The organism is Bacillus cereus group sp. BfR-BA-01381, from assembly GCF_022663555.1.
GTDB classification, from domain to species: Bacteria; Bacillota; Bacilli; order Bacillales; family Bacillaceae_G; genus Bacillus_A; species Bacillus_A pacificus.
In genome coordinates, this window is record NZ_JAKUFR010000069.1 from 1 (window position 1) to 16,061 (window position 16,061).

Genomic DNA, 16,061 nt, shown 5'->3' on the forward strand with positions numbered 1-16,061 from the left:
CCTGCTGCAAATTTTAGAACTTGTAGAAGTGGCGGAAGAAAAGGTAGTTTCATTTTAATCGTGTCGATATTTGTTGATAAGTCGATATTCTTTGTCGAATCGTCGATATATCGAAAAAATCGTTGATATATTTTAAGTTACGGTAGATATATTGGAAAAATCGTCGATATAATTTGAGTTGCGTTCATTTTATAGGTACGATCGGTGTAACAACTAGAGGTGAGTGAAGGATGTTAACGTTTTTATTTGAGTTAGACAAGAATATCCCGCAAAAGGATGAACCACGGTATGATGCCTATTCAAAGGGCTATATCGAAGGGGATGTAACGATTCGCGTAGGTGACAGCACACTTTTTCAGAAGTCATGCATGAAAGTCGCAGAGCTCGGCATTTATTTAGGACAGTGGATGGAGCAAGTGCAACACGGGCAGAACGTACATATGAATTATGAAACGCCTGACCGTGAAGAGATCATTCTTAGTTTCTCTTATGAAGAGGACAATCAGTGGAGAGTTTCTTCCAGCTGGCAACAATTTGAGCTTCCGGAGAGTATCTCTACTACAACATTAGTGGAGAGTGTTCAACGCTATTTATATGAGTTAAATAAAGAACTGCGTGCAATAGAATATCCTGTGACGTTTGATCAGTACTTAAGAGGAGAGCGAATGATGCAGCTTTCTTACAAACGATTATGTGATAGTAAGGCGGATACGACGTCAATAGAGGTTTATAATGAAAGCGAAAGAGTAGGCGCAGTACGGGGCTATTATAAAAATACGTTGATGAAAGTGCTAGACTTTATTCCGAAAGTCGGTAGTAATATCATTTATGAAATAAAGGATAGTAAGGACAATATTCGCGTTGTTGCAAAGGATGTAAGTAGGCAGCGCCAAAGAAGGATTTTAGTAACGTACAAAGATAATCATGATGTAGAGCATGAAATACTTGTATGTGACGGAAAGTTATTAGATGCAAATTTCTTATTTACCTTTACATATAAGGCGGAAGAATTTGTTGTTCATAAAACTACTTTTGGGATGGGAAAGTTATTACGAAAGGGCTATGTAATCGCAGATTGGAATATTCGTCTTGAGGAAGATATGTATCACATCGAGATGAATGTATACGATGAAGATTATATAGAAGACCAATATTTACTGTTGGGCGTATTTCATGCGGTTTTGTATGGGTGATAGTTGTATAAATGAAAAATACCGGTATTCTTTGTGAAAAGAATGCCGGTATTTTTTATCCCACTTTAATGGGCAGTAAGCCCCCCCACCTCAAAATGCAGCGAAAGCAAAGAATTTAGGTGGGGGTCGGGCTGCCAATAAAAGTCCGATTGGTTCAACTAATAATCAGTGGGGAGAAGAAAACCCCCACTGATTAAAGTTTCACTTTATTCATCCTCAAAAATAAAAATCTCATCAATCGTACTTTGAAGTGCCTTCGCTATATCGTGAGCAAGCTGCAAGGAAGGGTTGTATTTTCCTTTTTCAAGGTGGCTAATTGTTTCACGACGTACACCAACGCTCTTTGCTAAATCTTCTTGTGTCATGTTCAATTTAGCGCGATATTCTTTTATTTTCGTTACGAACGCCATGGTGCATCTTCCATTTCGTCAACAGGTTTATCGTAAAAGAACATAGAGAACCCGAACGTAAGAATGAGTGTGCTGAAAATAAGGGCGATATCAATCTCTTGTAGTACTGGGTTTGGAAATAACATTTCAATAAACAGAATGATAGCAGTAGTTAGTAATGTAACGATAAAAGCATTACGGCACGATTTATTGACGATTTGTTCAAATAGTTCATCGTGTTGAACCGTTCTATACGTTGTGAAAAAGGAGAAGAAACAAAACATAGTAAACAATCCTTTTTCATAAAAAAAGCCGAGGAAACCGAAGAAACCGAGAAACCCTAAATATTTTATCCAAGTTGTTTTCATGATAGATTCTCCTTTCAATGTTAGAAATAAATCACGTTACGTTATAAATATATCACATATGGATAGAAATGGTAATAATAGTTTTCCAGTTTACTTCATAATAATAGTAAAAAGAGGAAATATACTGCGAAATAAAGAGGATAATATTGTAAAATGGTTGTAAGGAGGGGGAGGAAGGTATGCTAACTTGGATCATGGTCGTTGTATTACTTGTAGTGATTACTGTAGTCGCGACGGTGTTAATTGGGCGAAATGGTGATGCAAATTATAGTAAAGCGACAAAGGGGAATATTAGAAGGCTTACGATGATTTATATTATACTAGCTGTCGTTTTAATCGTTGGATTAGGTTTGTATATTTATTTTAAAGGTTAAAAAACTGAAAAATACAAAAATCTGAAAATAGAAGTATGCTATAATGTTGATATAGTTATTTGGTAATTAAGGAAAGGATTGGATGGAATGATTGAGATTACGAATGTGTCAAAAAGTTATAATGGTTCTACCTATGCAGTAAAAGATTTAAGTTTATCTGTGCCTAGCGGAGAAATCTTTGGATTTTTAGGACCGAATGGTGCCGGTAAATCAACGACAATTAAGATGATTACTGGTATCCATGGGGTGGACAAAGGGACGATTACGATTAATGGTATAGATATTATGAAAAATCCGATGGAAGCGAAAAGGACGTTTGGTTATGTCCCAGATAGTCCAGATATGTTTTTACGATTAAAGGGAATTGAATATTTAAACTTTATGGCAGATATGTATGAAGTGCCGAAAGAAGTACGCCAAGAACGAATCGAGTCTTTAGCGAAGAAATTTGATCTTTACAATGCGTTATCGGATCAAATACAAAGTTACTCGCACGGTATGAGACAAAAGATTGTTATTATTGGTGTGCTCGTGCATGAGCCAGATGTATGGATTTTAGATGAACCGTTAACGGGGCTGGATCCGAAATCTGCATATATTTTAAAAGAAATGATGAGAGAACATGCGGATAAAGGAAAGATTGTATTCTTCTCTACACACGTATTAGAAGTGGCAGAAAAATTATGTGACCGCGTCGCGATTATTAATAAGGGGAATTTGCAGTTCAAAGGGAATTTAGATGAAATGAGAGATCATTTTAAATCCAATGAATCACTTGAAAAAATGTTCTTGGAGATGACGGGCAATGAGTAAAATTTGGACGTTAACGAAAGTATTATTGAAATTAAATTATGCAGATTTTATAACAGATAAGAAGAAGCGATGGGCGTATGTATTTTCATTTGCGGCTATTTTATTTGTCGGATTTTTACTGTTTGGTTCTATCACGCATGCAATGTATGAGGGAATGATACATTTAGGGCAAGATCCAGGAATGATTATCGCAATGGGACTTGCGATTGCGAGTATATGGGTATTTTTAATGAGTATTACGAACATTTTAACTGTATTTTACTACAGCAATGACATTGAAATGTTATTACCATTACCGTTAAAACCAGCGCAAATTATTTCAGCCAAATTTTTAACCGTATTAATTACACAATATGTAATGAGTTCATTTATTTTATTATCAATCTTCATTACATACGGTTTAAAAAGTGGCGCATTTATTACATATTACATATATATGATTTTCATTTACTTACTCTTCCCAATTGTGCCGTTAGTATTAGCTTCATTACTCATGACAGTTATTATGAGGTATACAAATATAGGGAAAAATAAAGACCGAGGAAATATATTTATTGGAATCGTAAGTATACTATTTATTGTAGGAATTAACGTATTTTTGCAGTGGAAAAATAAAAGTTCGTTTTCTGAAGATGCAATTGCGGATTACCTTGCAAACAACCAATCTTCTCTTTTAGTACAAATGACAAACTATTTTCCAACTACATATTTTGGAGCAGTAGCATTAGTAGAAAATGCAAATTGGAAGGGTCCTTTATACGTAATAATCTTTGCAGTTATTTCATTTGTATTTTTTGTGTTGTTTTATTACATTGCAGAGCGTACATATTTAAAAGGGGTTATTGGACTTTCAACGAGTACAGCAAAAAAAGAAGTCATTTCAGCAGAAGGCTTACAGAAATCTACGGTACAAAGTTCACATTTGAAAGCATATGTGAAAAAAGAATTTAAAACGTTATTCCGTACACCACAATTTTTCTTAAATTGTATCGTACAAACTTTCGTTATGCCGATTATGTTGTTCTTCATTTTATTCGTGCAAGATGGGAATTTAAAATGGATCATGGGATATATTGATAATCCAAAATCAGCAGGACTTGCAATTGGTGTTGGCCTTTGTGCCTCTCTATTTTTAATGGGAAGTAACGTCATCGCAACAACTTCATTCTCACGTGATGGAAGCTCTTGGTTTGTGAATCGTTATTTACCAGTAAAAGCTTCGGATATCTTTTTTGCGAAAGCGATCACTGCTTGGTTAATTAATGTAATTATTTTAGCAGTGTTCGGTATTACGATGGCAGTTGTAGCGGGAATTTCTCCAGTATTTATGGTTCTTTGGTTCTTATTAAGTGCGAACGGTTTATTGTTAATTAATTTAATCGGCACACGCTGGGATGCACAAACTGCAGATATACATTGGGATACAGAGCAGAAATTATTTAAGAGTCGCTATACAACTTTGTGGAATTTTTTAGCTAATATTTTAATAGCTTTAGTTATTGTAGCGGGAGTAAGTCTATTATACTTCTTCCTTCAAGTGGGACTGTGGGTTATGTTTATCGTTTTATTTGTAATGTTTACAATTGTAAATTATATCTTTATTAAAATTTTAAAATTAGGTGCAGAACGTATATTGTCAAATATTGAATAAAAAGATAGATCCTCTGTATTCGTGCAGAGGATTTATCCATAGGTGGAGGAGAAAAGGTGAAGAAAATAGCAATTGTAACAGGGGCAACTCGTCTGAATGGAATTGGTGCAGCTGTATGCAAGGTGCTTGCTCAAAAAGGAATAGACATTTTTTTCACGTACTGGTCTCAGTATGATAAAGCGATGCCGTGGGGAATGCATGAAAAAGAGCCCTTTTTGTTGAAAGAGGAGATTGAAAGTTTAGGTGTTCGCTGTGAAATGGCAGAAATCAATTTATCGCAGTCATATTCGCCAAACCGTTTGTTTTATATGGTATCAGAACGGTTAGGTGATCCATCTATTTTAATTAATAATGCAGCGTATGCTACTCATACGAGAATCGAAGAATTAAATGTAGAGCAGTTAGATAAACATTATACAGTAAATGTTCGCGCTACTATGTTATTAAGTTCATTATTTATAAAACATTATGCAAGCAAGGCGAGTGGCAGTATTATTAATCTTACTTCAGGGCAGTCACTCGGGCCAATGCCTGATGAACTAGCATACGTAGCGACGAAAGGAGCAATTGAAGCATTTACAAAATCAGTAGCACCAGTTGCGATGGAGAAGGGGATTACAGTGAATGCTGTTGATCCAGGACCAACGAATACAGGATGGATTACAGAGGAGCTGAATCATCATTTAGTATGGAAGTTTCCACAAGGTAAAGTAGGAGAACCGGTGGATGCAGCACGCTTAATTTCTTTTTTAGTCAGTGAAGAAGCAAAATGGATTACAGGGCAAATTATTCATTCGAATGGTGGTTACTCATAAATATATTATGTTAACAATTGTTGAGAAACAAAAAAACGAAAGAAAATTTTATTTTTTTGTATAAATAAAATGTCAAGAAAGAGAAAAATTTGATAGAAGAGTATATCGTCATATGAGGATCGTAATTCTTTATATGACAATATACTCTTTTTCTTTTAGTAAAGAGAAGAAAAATGAAGTAGAAGAAACTCGAATATTTAAATTGTTTTATCGGTTTTTGTACGTATTATTATGAAGATTACTGTCGGAAAAATGATAATTCGTATGAAAAGGGATTTTTTAAGGGGAAATCGAATCGTAAAGGGGAGGATAAATTACGTAAACATAGGGGGATTTATATGAAAATGAAAAAGGTCGCTATCGCATCGATAACAATTGGTACAATGCTTACTATGGCAGCTTGTAGTCCGTCAGCAGATAAAGAAACAGAAAAGAAAGAGCAAGTAACAGCGCAAAATGAAGGAGAATCAAAAACGACAAGTGCAGATGAAGCGTCAAAAACAACGAAAGATACTGAAAAAGAAACAAATACTTCTTCAAATGAAAAAACAGATAAAGATGCAAAAAATACGAAAGAATCATCAGGAACAGAAAGTAACGGTAAAACGTCAACTCAAAATGAGAATGTAAAAACAAAAGAAAAAGAGACGACAGGAAAGACGAATGATCAAACGACTAGCGGGAAAACAACAGATCAAAGTACAAGTACAAACTCAGACGGAAAAACAACGAAAGATCCGAAGAAAAACGTAGCGGTGAAAACAAATGTAAAAGAAGTTGCTGCATTAATTGATAGCTTAGACAAGCAATTAGCTGCTAATCCGAAATTAGAAACAGTAAATAAACTTGGAAAACAAATTAATGCAAAGTGGGATGTAATTGAGAAAGAGTTAGAAACATCACACCCAGCTGAATCTAAAACAATTGGACAAAGTATGTATCCGTTAATTGTAGGAGCGGAGAAAGAAAAGATAGATATTACTAAAATGAAGTCATTAACGACGAAAACGAAAAAAGATTTAAATCAGTTATTAACGAAACTTTCGTAGTTTCAAAAGCCTACTTGTGGGAGTAGGCTTTTTTATGTTGAGAGTGTAATGAAAGTTTATGGGAATCCTAACGAAAAAGGATGGTGATAAAAATGACAATCGATCGAATTTGTACAATTGGGCCAGCAAGCAATAAGAAAGAAACGTTAGCGCAGTTAATAAGCAATGGTATGAAAATTGTTCGGCTAAATTTATCACATGGCACGCATGAAAGTCATAAAGATATTATTCGTTTAGTCAAATCGTTAGACGATTCTATTAAAATTTTAGGCGATGTACAAGGTCCTAAAATAAGGTTAGGTGAAATAAAAGGAGAACAAATTACGCTTCAGGCGGGAGGTTCTTTTATTTTACATACGCAACCAGTTACAGGGAGTAGTACGGAAGCAAGTGTTGATTATGAAGGGATCGCGAATGATGTGAAAGTCGGAAGTAGAATTTTAATGAATGATGGTGAAGTTGAGTTAATCGTTGAGAAGGTAAGTACGGATAAAATAGAAACAAAGGTCAAAGCAGGTGGTAATATCTCATCTCATAAAGGGGTGAACTTACCAGGCGCAATCGTTCGTTTACCAGCTATTACAGAGAAAGATAAAAAAGACATTCAGTTTCTTTTAGAAGAGGGTGTTGATTTTATCGCATGTTCTTTCGTAAGAAAACCTAGCCATATAAAAGAAATACGAGATTTCATACAACAGTATAAAGAAACATCACCTAATTTAATTGCCAAAATAGAAACGATGGAAGCGATTGAAAATTTTCAAGATATATGTAAAGAAGCAGATGGAATTATGATTGCAAGGGGCGATTTAGGAGTAGAGTTGCCGTTCCAGTTTATCCCGCTTTTGCAGAAAATGATGATTCGGGAATGTAATCGAACGAATACATATGTTATTACAGCGACACAAATGCTGCAATCCATGGTAGAGCATTCTATTCCAACAAGGGCTGAGGTGACCGATGTGTTTCAAGCTGTGCTCGACGGAACGAATGCTGTTATGCTTTCTGCCGAAAGTGCGTCAGGCGAGCATCCGATTGAAAGTGTAAAAACATTACGTCTCGTTTCTGAATTCGCTGAGCATGTGAAAAAAGACGTTCCTTTTGTGATGAAAGATGTACTGGAATTGCTACATAAGTCTTTGGATGAGTGATGAATAAAAAAGAGGGCGGATATGCATCCGCCCTCGTCTGTTTCATTCCTATTCTTCTTGCTCTTGCTCATCCAAAATCTTTTCAAACGCAGCAGATACTTTTTCAAACTCTTCATCATTCTCAATGTATGAGAATTCATTATCTTCTTCTACTTTTAAAAAGAAAATATCAATGTCTTCCTCAGTTTCTGTTTGGATATCCTCCACAAAGGCAACGGCAATATATTCTGCGCCTTCGACATCCATCGCTCCAAGTACTTCTACTTCTTGCTCTTCGTTATTCTCATCACTAAGAGTAAACACTTCGCCAACTTCAATATCAGACATATTCATTCTCCTCCTGTCCAACTCTAATAAATAGAGTGTTTCAACTGCATACATACTAATATATCTTTCCATGAAAAACCAATTTCATACATAAGAGAAATGAAATTCTACTTTTTTCGTATGAGTATACAGCTATAAGGAGCGCATGTTATCTTATTCAATCCATTCAACAATTTCATCCATAGTCTGTCTTGTTTTATCACGTTTTGGCTCTTCTTTACGGTAACCAAAGGCAACCATAACAGATACTTCAAAGTTATCTCCATTGATAATGCCTTCTTGACGAAGTAAAGAATCTACTTTCTCTTTATCAAATCCTTCTATTGGACAAGAATCAATCCCGATTTGAGCTGCGCTCGTCATCATATTACCTAAAGCAATATAAGTTTGCTTAGATGCCCAATCAAATACAGCACGCTCGGATTGTAATAAGTTAAAATCTGACTCCTGGAACTTTTTGAAGAATTCGTATCTAATTTTTTGCGCGTCTTCAGGCAATCCAATAATATCGTTCATCATATGTTTAATATAATCTGCATCATAATGCATATCTTTCATGTTTCTTGAAAGAACAATGACAAAGTGACTAGCTGTTGCGAGTTGCCCACCAGCACCCCATGAATATGGTTGTAGTTTTTCTCTTACTTCTTTATTTTGTACGATAACAAACTTCCAAGGTTCATATCCGAAAGAAGAAGGAGATAATCTGCCTGTTTCTAAAATGAAATTAAAATCCTCTTCTGAAATTTTTTGCATAGGATCGAACTCTTTACATGCATGTCTGAAATGAAAAGCCTCCATAATTTTTTCTTTTGTAAATTGGTTTGTATTTGTCATAAAAGTTCCTCTTTCCATTCATTTATTTTGTAAGTAAATTATATTTTTAAAGTAACATAGACACAAGTACGCACATTTATGTGGTATAGTATCAAAAAAGATACTAATGTTAAGGGAAGGGATTTTTTATGGATTGTTCAAACGAAAATAATGTGAATTACCCATTTCTAAATAAATATTCTTGTCCAGTTGAAGCTATGGTTGAGGTTATTGGTGGGAAATGGAAAGGGGTTATTTTGTATCATTTATTAGATGGTACAAAGAGGTTTAATGAATTAAAAAGATTAAAACCTAATATCACGCAAAGAATGTTAACACTGCAGCTAAGAGAACTTGAAGCAGATGGTATTATACATCGTGAAGTGTACCGTGAAGTCCCCCCGAAAGTAGAATATTCGTTAACCGAGCTTGGTGAATCGCTTCGTCCAATGATTCTATTAATGATGGAATGGGCAACTCATAATATGGAGAGAGTTTTGGAGAGTAGGAATACGAAAAATAATAGTTAAGAGTTGTAGAAATAAAAGGTGTTTTCCATATGTGAAGCCACCTTTTATTTTCATGTTTTTTACTTTTTAACATCAACTGCTGAAATTGCGAAGTCATTCAAGTTTACAGTTTTTCCATACCAATCAGCGTGTTTAAAAACAACACCTTTTCCATATCCTTCAGTTGAAGTATGTTCCCATAGCGTTGTTGAATAGCTAGCAGTAGGGGACGCTGTACTTACAGAAGAAATTCTATTTTGCCAACTAGGAGGCAAATTTTTAAAACCACTACTAAGAGAAAAATACTCGCCACCTTTATTTGCATGTTCATAGAAGTCTGTACTATTAGCTCCGCTCCCGCCAACCCCAAGGGGAGTGATTGTATGATTCAATCTTTGTTTATCTTTTTCAATAAAAGACTCTAAACTTTCTTTGCTCGAAAATCCATAAGATAACCAGTCTCCATTTTGATTTTGTTTCGGTAGAACTAACGTTATTTTTACGTCTTCCTTTGACGGAGCACCAAATTTGTTAAACGCATCGACAGTTTTTTCATCTACAGTTACATATTCAAAAGAGGTAATCGAATAATCCTTTTCGGTACTAGCTGATACTGATCCTAACCCTACAGTTAATGATGAAATGGCTACTACTGCACCTACTATCAATTTTTTTAGCATGAATTCATCTCCTTTACACTTAGTTTTTTACATAACTAAAATGTATGTTAATTTGAATACTTTATAAATATTTAGAAATTTATAAAAGTTAAACAGAATATTCTTTTATTGGTCTGGAGTAAGGAGGGGAATTTGAAAAAGGATTTACTTAAAAAGTAAATCCTTTTTGGGTGTTAGCAATAACGTTATTATGTAAATTTTGCAATTTGCTAACTGACTTCAAAACTCTACTGATTAAAGTTTCATTTTATCCTGTTATGAATTATACACTTCTTTTGCATTCATAGAAGCCGCATCTAATAAAAGGAAAATGGCTGCTATAATATGTAGAACGATTACTATATAAGGAAAGAAGGCAACTAGAGTAACGATAATGCCGATATAATGAGGGTACGTATTCATGTCTACTTTTTTAGCTAATAAAATAGTAGTGATATGTAACACAATCAATAGAAGTAAAGGTATCCCATATAGGTTAACGTGACTTAGAAATAAATAATAACAAGGAAGTAATAAAAGATGATAGATCCCTGTAGTCCACTTTAGTGCTTGGATGTAGGTTTTCAAAGTGAATCCTCCTAAAATAATCAATATCTATATATTACCAAAAATAATAGGTGATTGGATATTATATATTTTTAGATTTTAGTAGAATATAATTTTTTTATGTTAACTAATTATTGGTTATCTATAAAATAGAAAAACCAACTCAAAAAGAGGAAGGGACGTTATCCACATTGATCAGACAGTAAGTGAAAAATATTTGACTAGATTATTAAGTTAATCTCAGTTGTTTAAAAGCTTGTATACGAGATTCTATAAAGGGATGAAGGTACTTTTCGTTTAAGGGATAATATATCCATTGCTTTTAGGGAACAGTAATTCAAAACTTAAAACAATGGAGGTTATCATAATGCAAAAAATGCTTTTTTCGTTCTTATGCATATTTTGTTTCGTAATTGGAAGTTCTTTCACTGTTCATGCTTTTTCTCCAAAGCATTTACCGATTTCTCAAACGTCAGATCGATGGAAAATAGAAATTAAGCAACCTGATAAAAAAACTGGTTTAGTTACATCTAAAAAGGATGTTTTTGATACGTATGGTTTCGAGGTTCAAGATATTGGGAAGGACGCTTATCATGTAACCGTTGAAGTGTTTCGAAATGAACCAGATTCTCAAACGAAGTATGAACTTTTCACTTCTAAAAAAGATCATGTGTTAAGTAAAGAAGTTGCTTTTAATCATGCGAATTTTCCTATATCCGTTCAGTCTAATGAACTTGAAGTTATTATAACTTGGCAAGAAAAGCCTTCTAGAGCGTTGGAAAATGGACAAAAAGACTGTGAAGCGGAAAGAAAATATAAACAGACATTTATATTTAAACAAAATTAAATTGTGCGAAAAAACTCCATTATTTTTAATGGAGTTTTTTATTATAACATTTACATTTTGAAAACAATTCACAATCATAACGTAGTAGATGTATTAAAATACTTATTTAGTGTATTGTCTTTTAAAGAAGAAAGTGAAACCTTCACCTCACTACCTTCCTTCATATTCCGTAGCATAGCGGTTTCTGTACTAAGTTCTTCTTCCCCAATAATAAGCACATAAGGGATATTCTCTTTATTGGCATAATTCAGAGCACGTTTTAATTTGCGTCCTGCTAGTTCAAGTTCGATTTTTAAGGAAGTGGTAGAACGTAATTGCTGAGCAATTTGCAAGCATTGTAACTCTGTTCCGAGTGGGATGATAAAAACATCCGCTGTAGATGATAGTGTTTCTTTCTGCGATAGTGCTGTATAAATAACGTCTAAACCGAATGAAATGCCTACTGTTGGATAGCTCATGTTATCACCACGGAATGCTCCGATAATATTATCGTATCGACCGCCGCTACCGATGCTGGATGTAATCGATCCATCTTTTAAAAAGATTTCATACACGGTACCTGTGTACATTGTAAGTCCTCGTGCTAAAAACGGATTAAATATAGCATTTTCATTTATTCCGAGAGCGATTAAATATTGCTGTAATTGTTGTAATTCGTTTACTCCTTCGGCAACGAGTGGAGTATTGAAAGTTTCTTTAAAGTCAGCAATTGTAAGCTTTAGACAAGATAAAACAGTATTACATATCGTATCAGCCATTTCTTCAGAAATTCCGCGCTCTAATACATCTTTTCGTACACCATCTATCCCAATCTTTTCGATTTTGTCTAATGATAAAATGACGTCACTCGTTCGTTCAGTAGGGATGTTAATAGATTCGAGAATACCGTTTAACAATTTTCGGTTATTATATTGGATCGTTACTTCTAAGTTTAACGTTCGGAACAGTTCAAACGCCATGCTCATAAGTTCCGCTTCTGCCATGACAGATTCTACACCGACTATATCAACGTCACATTGTATAAACTCACGAAATCTTCCTTGTTTAATTGGCCCATCTCGAAATACTTTTCCAATTTCATACCGTTTAAAAGGGAGGCGGATGTTCGGATTCATTGCAACGACTTTTGCGAATGGAATTGTCAAATCGTAACGTAAGGCAAGATCGCGTTTTCCTTGATCTTGAAGTGTATACATTTCTTTTAATATTTCCTCACCACCGCCGTACTTGTAAGACATAAGCTCATACATATTTAACGTTGGTGTTTCTAACGGTTTACATCCGTATCGTTCAAACGTGTCTTCGCACGCTCTTTTAATTTTATTTCGTAGTACTTGTTCCTCTGGTAAATAGTCTTTCGTTCCTTTTACATTTCTCATTTCCATCTTAATCACTCCTTTTTTAAATTAAAAAAAGCTATGCAGGTATAAAAATACCCACATAGCTTTATGAACGCTTCGTGGGTCAACAGGAAAAGCCCTGTACCCACGAAGAAAAATTTTTCTTCGGATACACGGCGTTACGTATGATGATGAAGTTGGAAAGAAGTATTAACATTTCGCATGACAAATCTCTCCTTAACATAAGTTTTTCCAAATTATATCAGATGATTTTTGAATTATCAATATTTTTAGTTTTGAAAAATACGTGAAGTTATGTAGGAGAAATGGAAAAGGGTGTATAATAAAACTTAATAATATGAAATAACCTTTTAAGGAGAACGTTATGAAAAAAGATAAAACAAATGCGATGCGAATATTAGATAAAGAAAAAATTGAATATTCGATGATGTCATATGATCCAGACGATGGGAAAATTGATGGCGTATCAGTAGCCGAGAAAATTGGACGAGAAGTGAGAGAAGTATATAAAACGTTAATCGCTCAAGGGAATAGTAAAAATTATCATGTGTTTATTATTCCGGTGGATGAGGAACTAAATTTAAAAGCTGCCGCAAAAGCAGTAAGTGAAAAGAAAATTGAAATGATTCCTGTAAAAGATATTACGAAAGTGTCAGGATACATTCGCGGTGGTTGTTCACCAGTCGGAATGAAGAAGTTATTTTCTACATGTATTGATGCGAGTGCTCAATCACTTGAAACAATCATTGTAAGTGGTGGGAAAATAGGTATGCAAATTGAACTTAAAGTGGATGACTTGGCGAAAGTGACGAGAGCGCAGTTTGGTGAGATAACGAAATAATGATACATAGGAAAAGAAGTTCTAATTTTATTTAATTTAGATAATAATTTATAGGATAGTTAGTCCATTATGGGGCTAATTGTCCTTTTTATTTACATACTGGATAAACTGAATCATTTGTTTGGCTTTGGGGGGAGGACTTTAAATAAACAAGAAGAGTTACTCACAAAGATAGACAAAGGAAGGGAGAGTGTTTTAATGAAAGTTTAAGAAATGCCAGTATGTTTGAAAAAAACTATGCTAAGAGCATGCAAGATTTTATACAGTTTTTTTGCTAATCCAGTAAATAACGAGAAACCTAAAACCGCGCCACAATAGGAATGTATAAAAAATGCATAGATCCATAGATCGAAAAAAGGAGGTTCCCTTGTGAGAGTCGGATTTCTCCTTTATCCTTGCTACTGATAATAGGACGTTATGTTAACTATATACGAATATCATATTCATCCAAAATTGCCCTTATTGATGGTACAATTAAAGTCTTGGAGGGATATTATGGGAATTTATTATGTATTACTGTTTCTTATATTCGGCACTGCAATATTCTTATTTTTCTTGTCTAGTTCATCAAAAATTAAGGCTAAAAACCTATCATTGATAATAGTCTGTTTAGGGATAAACCTACTCATAAGTCCAGTGGCTTTTTTTATAGGCGGGATAGCTGATTATGCAGGTGTGGTGGCTAATTATGGAGCTTATGTTGCGGGTGATTCGGCAACAGCTCCTCCTCTAGTTAGTCGTGTACTTTATTTTTTAGGAGGATTTCTCTTCATTCAAGGAATACCGTTCCTCATACTATTTTTAGCTTTTTGGAAGTTTACAAGAGCAAGGAAAACAAGTATAAAACACATAACGAATAAGTGGATGCCTTTTTAGAAAAGAATTGAATCTCTCCAATCAGGAGAAGTTTAAAATAACTTCCAATAACGATAATTATGTAAATAAGCCGTTCACTGGATTCCCATAGAAAACTGTGGTGAGATGAAATTTTTGATTTTGAAGCGCTTCAAAATCTTAACTAGATGGCTAGTATCAGTACCCCACAATAAAAAGGCAGGAGCATATCAAATATGTTCCTGCCTTTCATTTTAGAGAGATGTTTCCTAACAGTTGATTTTGTTAACGAAAGTCGACTTTAAATCTATATTTTGTGTGAAAAAAGAACATATAATAAAAGTATGAGGTGATGGTGTGAAGGAGATAAACATTCATAAAATAATTGCGGATAAGAGAAAAGAAAAGGGAATTACACAGGAAGAGTTAGCGGCTTATATCGGTATTACGAAGGCATCTGTTTCTAAGTGGGAGACAGGGCAGAGTTATCCGGATATTACATTTTTACCACTGTTAGCATCGTACTTTAATGTAAGTATAGATGAACTAATCTGTTATACACCGCAAATGGAACCGGAAGGTATTAGGAATTTATATCATAGACTAGCGGAAGCTTTTAGTGAAAGACCGTTTGATGAAGTAATGATAGAGTGCAGAGGAATCATCAAAAAATATTATTCTTGTTTTCCGTTATTACTTCAAATGGGACTACTTTTTATTAATCACCATATGTTAACAGAGGATACGGATAAAAGAATTGAAATGTTAGAAGAGGCAATGCATCTCTTTAGCAGAGTGCAAGAAGAAAGTAACGATGTTTCTCTTGTGAAAGAGGCGGTATCGTTTCAAGCGACTTGCTATCTTATACTCAATAAAGCGAATGAAGTATTGCAATTGCTTGGCGAAACGATACGTCCTAACGTTCCAGAGGAGGATTTAATTGCACAGGCGTATCAAATGCTTGGAAATAATGAAAAAGCAAATGAAATAATGCAAATTAGTATGTATCAACATTTAATACAACTTGTTGCGACAATACCGAATTATGTAGTAGTAAATGCCTCAAGCGCTGAAAAGGTAGAGGTAATTTTAAATAGAGCTTTTATGTTAATAGATATATATGAAATAGAAACATTACATCCCAATATGACTTTAAAAGTATACTATGCTGCTGCACAAGTATATTGTATGCAAGGGAATTTTGAAAAGGCATTAGAAATGTTACGTAAATATGTAGCAGTTTGTGCGGCAAGCTTCACAGTAAATAGTCTACACTTACATGGAGATTCTTATTTTGATGCGATTGATGGATGGTTTGCAGAATTTCCACTCGGCGCTAAAACAGTTAGAAATGAAGAGATTATAAAGCGAAGCATGTTACAAAGTATTGCAGAGAATCCAGTTTTCACTCCGATGAAAGATGAAAGAGAGTACAAAAATATAATAGCGAGTTTGAAATTCAAATTAGATATAACTGAATAGAAGGAGGACTAATAT

19 protein-coding genes are annotated in these 16,061 nt (G+C 34.4%); 12 read left to right on the forward strand and 7 right to left on the reverse strand.

Annotated elements, in window-relative coordinates; translation table 11 throughout:
- The first annotated feature begins 230 nt into the window (after positions 1-230).
- Positions 231-1,193 carry a tubby C-terminal domain-like protein gene (locus tag MR079_RS20630; protein ID WP_242294531.1) on the forward strand — a complete coding sequence of 321 codons (963 nt, stop codon included), beginning with the start codon at positions 231-233 and terminating at the stop codon, positions 1,191-1,193.
- A 206-nt stretch (positions 1,194-1,399) separates the two neighbouring features.
- On the opposite strand, the gene MR079_RS20635 is transcribed toward MR079_RS20630, so the two are convergent.
- Together MR079_RS20635 and MR079_RS20640 are read right to left on the reverse strand one after the other, a co-directional pair.
- Positions 1,400-1,603: a helix-turn-helix transcriptional regulator gene (locus tag MR079_RS20635; protein ID WP_242294532.1), complete on the reverse strand. Its 204-nt coding sequence runs from the start codon at positions 1,601-1,603 to the stop codon at positions 1,400-1,402.
- Positions 1,591-1,950 carry a DUF3796 domain-containing protein gene (locus MR079_RS20640; protein ID WP_016718075.1) on the reverse strand — a complete coding sequence of 120 codons (360 nt, stop codon included), beginning with the start codon at positions 1,948-1,950 and terminating at the stop codon, positions 1,591-1,593. The genes MR079_RS20635 and MR079_RS20640 overlap by 13 nt, the downstream gene beginning before the upstream one ends.
- A 179-nt stretch (positions 1,951-2,129) precedes the next feature.
- Here MR079_RS20640 and MR079_RS20645 point away from each other — a divergent pair, with 179 nt between their 5' ends.
- The 6 genes from MR079_RS20645 (at position 2,130) to MR079_RS20670 (ending at position 7,803) form a co-directional block, all read left to right on the forward strand.
- A complete protein-coding gene (locus MR079_RS20645; protein ID WP_000958870.1) occupies positions 2,130-2,324 on the forward strand; it encodes a hypothetical protein in 195 nt (64 codons plus the stop codon).
- 87 nt (positions 2,325-2,411) lie between these two features.
- On the forward strand, positions 2,412-3,137 hold the full coding sequence (locus tag MR079_RS20650) for an ABC transporter ATP-binding protein (RefSeq protein WP_000570195.1): 726 nt from the start codon (positions 2,412-2,414) through the stop codon (positions 3,135-3,137).
- The gene (locus MR079_RS20655) at positions 3,130-4,788 is read left to right on the forward strand and encodes a putative ABC transporter permease subunit (protein WP_242294533.1); all 1,659 of its coding nucleotides are present in this window, start codon (positions 3,130-3,132) and stop codon (positions 4,786-4,788) included. Before MR079_RS20650 ends, MR079_RS20655 begins: the two co-directional genes overlap by 8 nt.
- Before the next feature lie 56 nt (positions 4,789-4,844).
- Positions 4,845-5,603 carry an SDR family oxidoreductase gene (locus MR079_RS20660; RefSeq protein WP_242294534.1) on the forward strand — a complete coding sequence of 253 codons (759 nt, stop codon included), beginning with the start codon at positions 4,845-4,847 and terminating at the stop codon, positions 5,601-5,603.
- Between the two features lie 338 nt (positions 5,604-5,941).
- A complete protein-coding gene (locus tag MR079_RS20665) occupies positions 5,942-6,652 on the forward strand; it encodes a hypothetical protein (protein WP_113741955.1) in 711 nt (236 codons plus the stop codon).
- A gap of 92 nt (positions 6,653-6,744) precedes the next feature.
- Positions 6,745-7,803 (forward strand): pyruvate kinase, encoded by a 1,059-nt coding sequence (locus tag MR079_RS20670; RefSeq protein ID WP_242294535.1) that lies wholly within the window; start codon positions 6,745-6,747, stop codon positions 7,801-7,803.
- Positions 7,804-7,851: 48 nt separating this feature from the next.
- On the opposite strand, the gene MR079_RS20675 is transcribed toward MR079_RS20670, so the two are convergent.
- A complete protein-coding gene (locus tag MR079_RS20675; protein ID WP_073569360.1) occupies positions 7,852-8,136 on the reverse strand; it encodes a DUF1292 domain-containing protein in 285 nt (94 codons plus the stop codon).
- A gap of 147 nt (positions 8,137-8,283) precedes the next feature.
- On the reverse strand, positions 8,284-8,967 hold the full coding sequence (locus MR079_RS20680) for an NAD(P)H-dependent oxidoreductase (RefSeq protein ID WP_242294536.1): 684 nt from the start codon (positions 8,965-8,967) through the stop codon (positions 8,284-8,286).
- Between the two features lie 128 nt (positions 8,968-9,095).
- Between MR079_RS20680 and MR079_RS20685 the strand changes: the two genes are divergently transcribed.
- Entirely contained in the window at positions 9,096-9,476 is a 381-nt protein-coding gene (locus MR079_RS20685) for a winged helix-turn-helix transcriptional regulator (RefSeq protein ID WP_242268777.1), read from the forward strand.
- Positions 9,477-9,535: 59 nt separating this feature from the next.
- On the opposite strand, the gene MR079_RS20690 is transcribed toward MR079_RS20685, so the two are convergent.
- Both MR079_RS20690 and MR079_RS20695 read right to left on the reverse strand, forming a co-directional pair.
- On the reverse strand, positions 9,536-10,135 hold the full coding sequence (locus MR079_RS20690; protein ID WP_242294537.1) for a hypothetical protein: 600 nt from the start codon (positions 10,133-10,135) through the stop codon (positions 9,536-9,538).
- Between the two features lie 255 nt (positions 10,136-10,390).
- A complete protein-coding gene (locus MR079_RS20695) occupies positions 10,391-10,702 on the reverse strand; it encodes a hypothetical protein (RefSeq protein WP_242294538.1) in 312 nt (103 codons plus the stop codon).
- 346 nt (positions 10,703-11,048) lie between these two features.
- Here MR079_RS20695 and MR079_RS20700 point away from each other — a divergent pair, with 346 nt between their 5' ends.
- On the forward strand, positions 11,049-11,528 hold the full coding sequence (locus tag MR079_RS20700) for a hypothetical protein (RefSeq protein WP_242294539.1): 480 nt from the start codon (positions 11,049-11,051) through the stop codon (positions 11,526-11,528).
- A 74-nt stretch (positions 11,529-11,602) separates the two neighbouring features.
- Here MR079_RS20700 and MR079_RS20705 read toward each other — a convergent pair whose 3' ends face one another.
- The gene (locus tag MR079_RS20705) at positions 11,603-12,913 is read right to left on the reverse strand and encodes a histidine--tRNA ligase (protein WP_242294540.1); all 1,311 of its coding nucleotides are present in this window, start codon (positions 12,911-12,913) and stop codon (positions 11,603-11,605) included.
- Positions 12,914-13,253: 340 nt separating this feature from the next.
- Here MR079_RS20705 and ybaK point away from each other — a divergent pair, with 340 nt between their 5' ends.
- From ybaK to MR079_RS20720, 3 genes are all read left to right on the forward strand, one after another.
- Positions 13,254-13,730 (forward strand): Cys-tRNA(Pro) deacylase, encoded by a 477-nt coding sequence (gene ybaK / locus MR079_RS20710; protein ID WP_242294541.1) that lies wholly within the window; start codon positions 13,254-13,256, stop codon positions 13,728-13,730.
- A 495-nt stretch (positions 13,731-14,225) separates the two neighbouring features.
- Entirely contained in the window at positions 14,226-14,606 is a 381-nt protein-coding gene (locus MR079_RS20715; RefSeq protein WP_242294542.1) for a hypothetical protein, read from the forward strand.
- 315 nt (positions 14,607-14,921) lie between these two features.
- Positions 14,922-16,046, forward strand: a complete 1,125-nt coding sequence (locus MR079_RS20720) for a helix-turn-helix domain-containing protein (RefSeq protein ID WP_242294543.1) — start codon at positions 14,922-14,924, stop codon at positions 16,044-16,046.
- Positions 16,047-16,061: the final 15 nt, after the last annotated feature.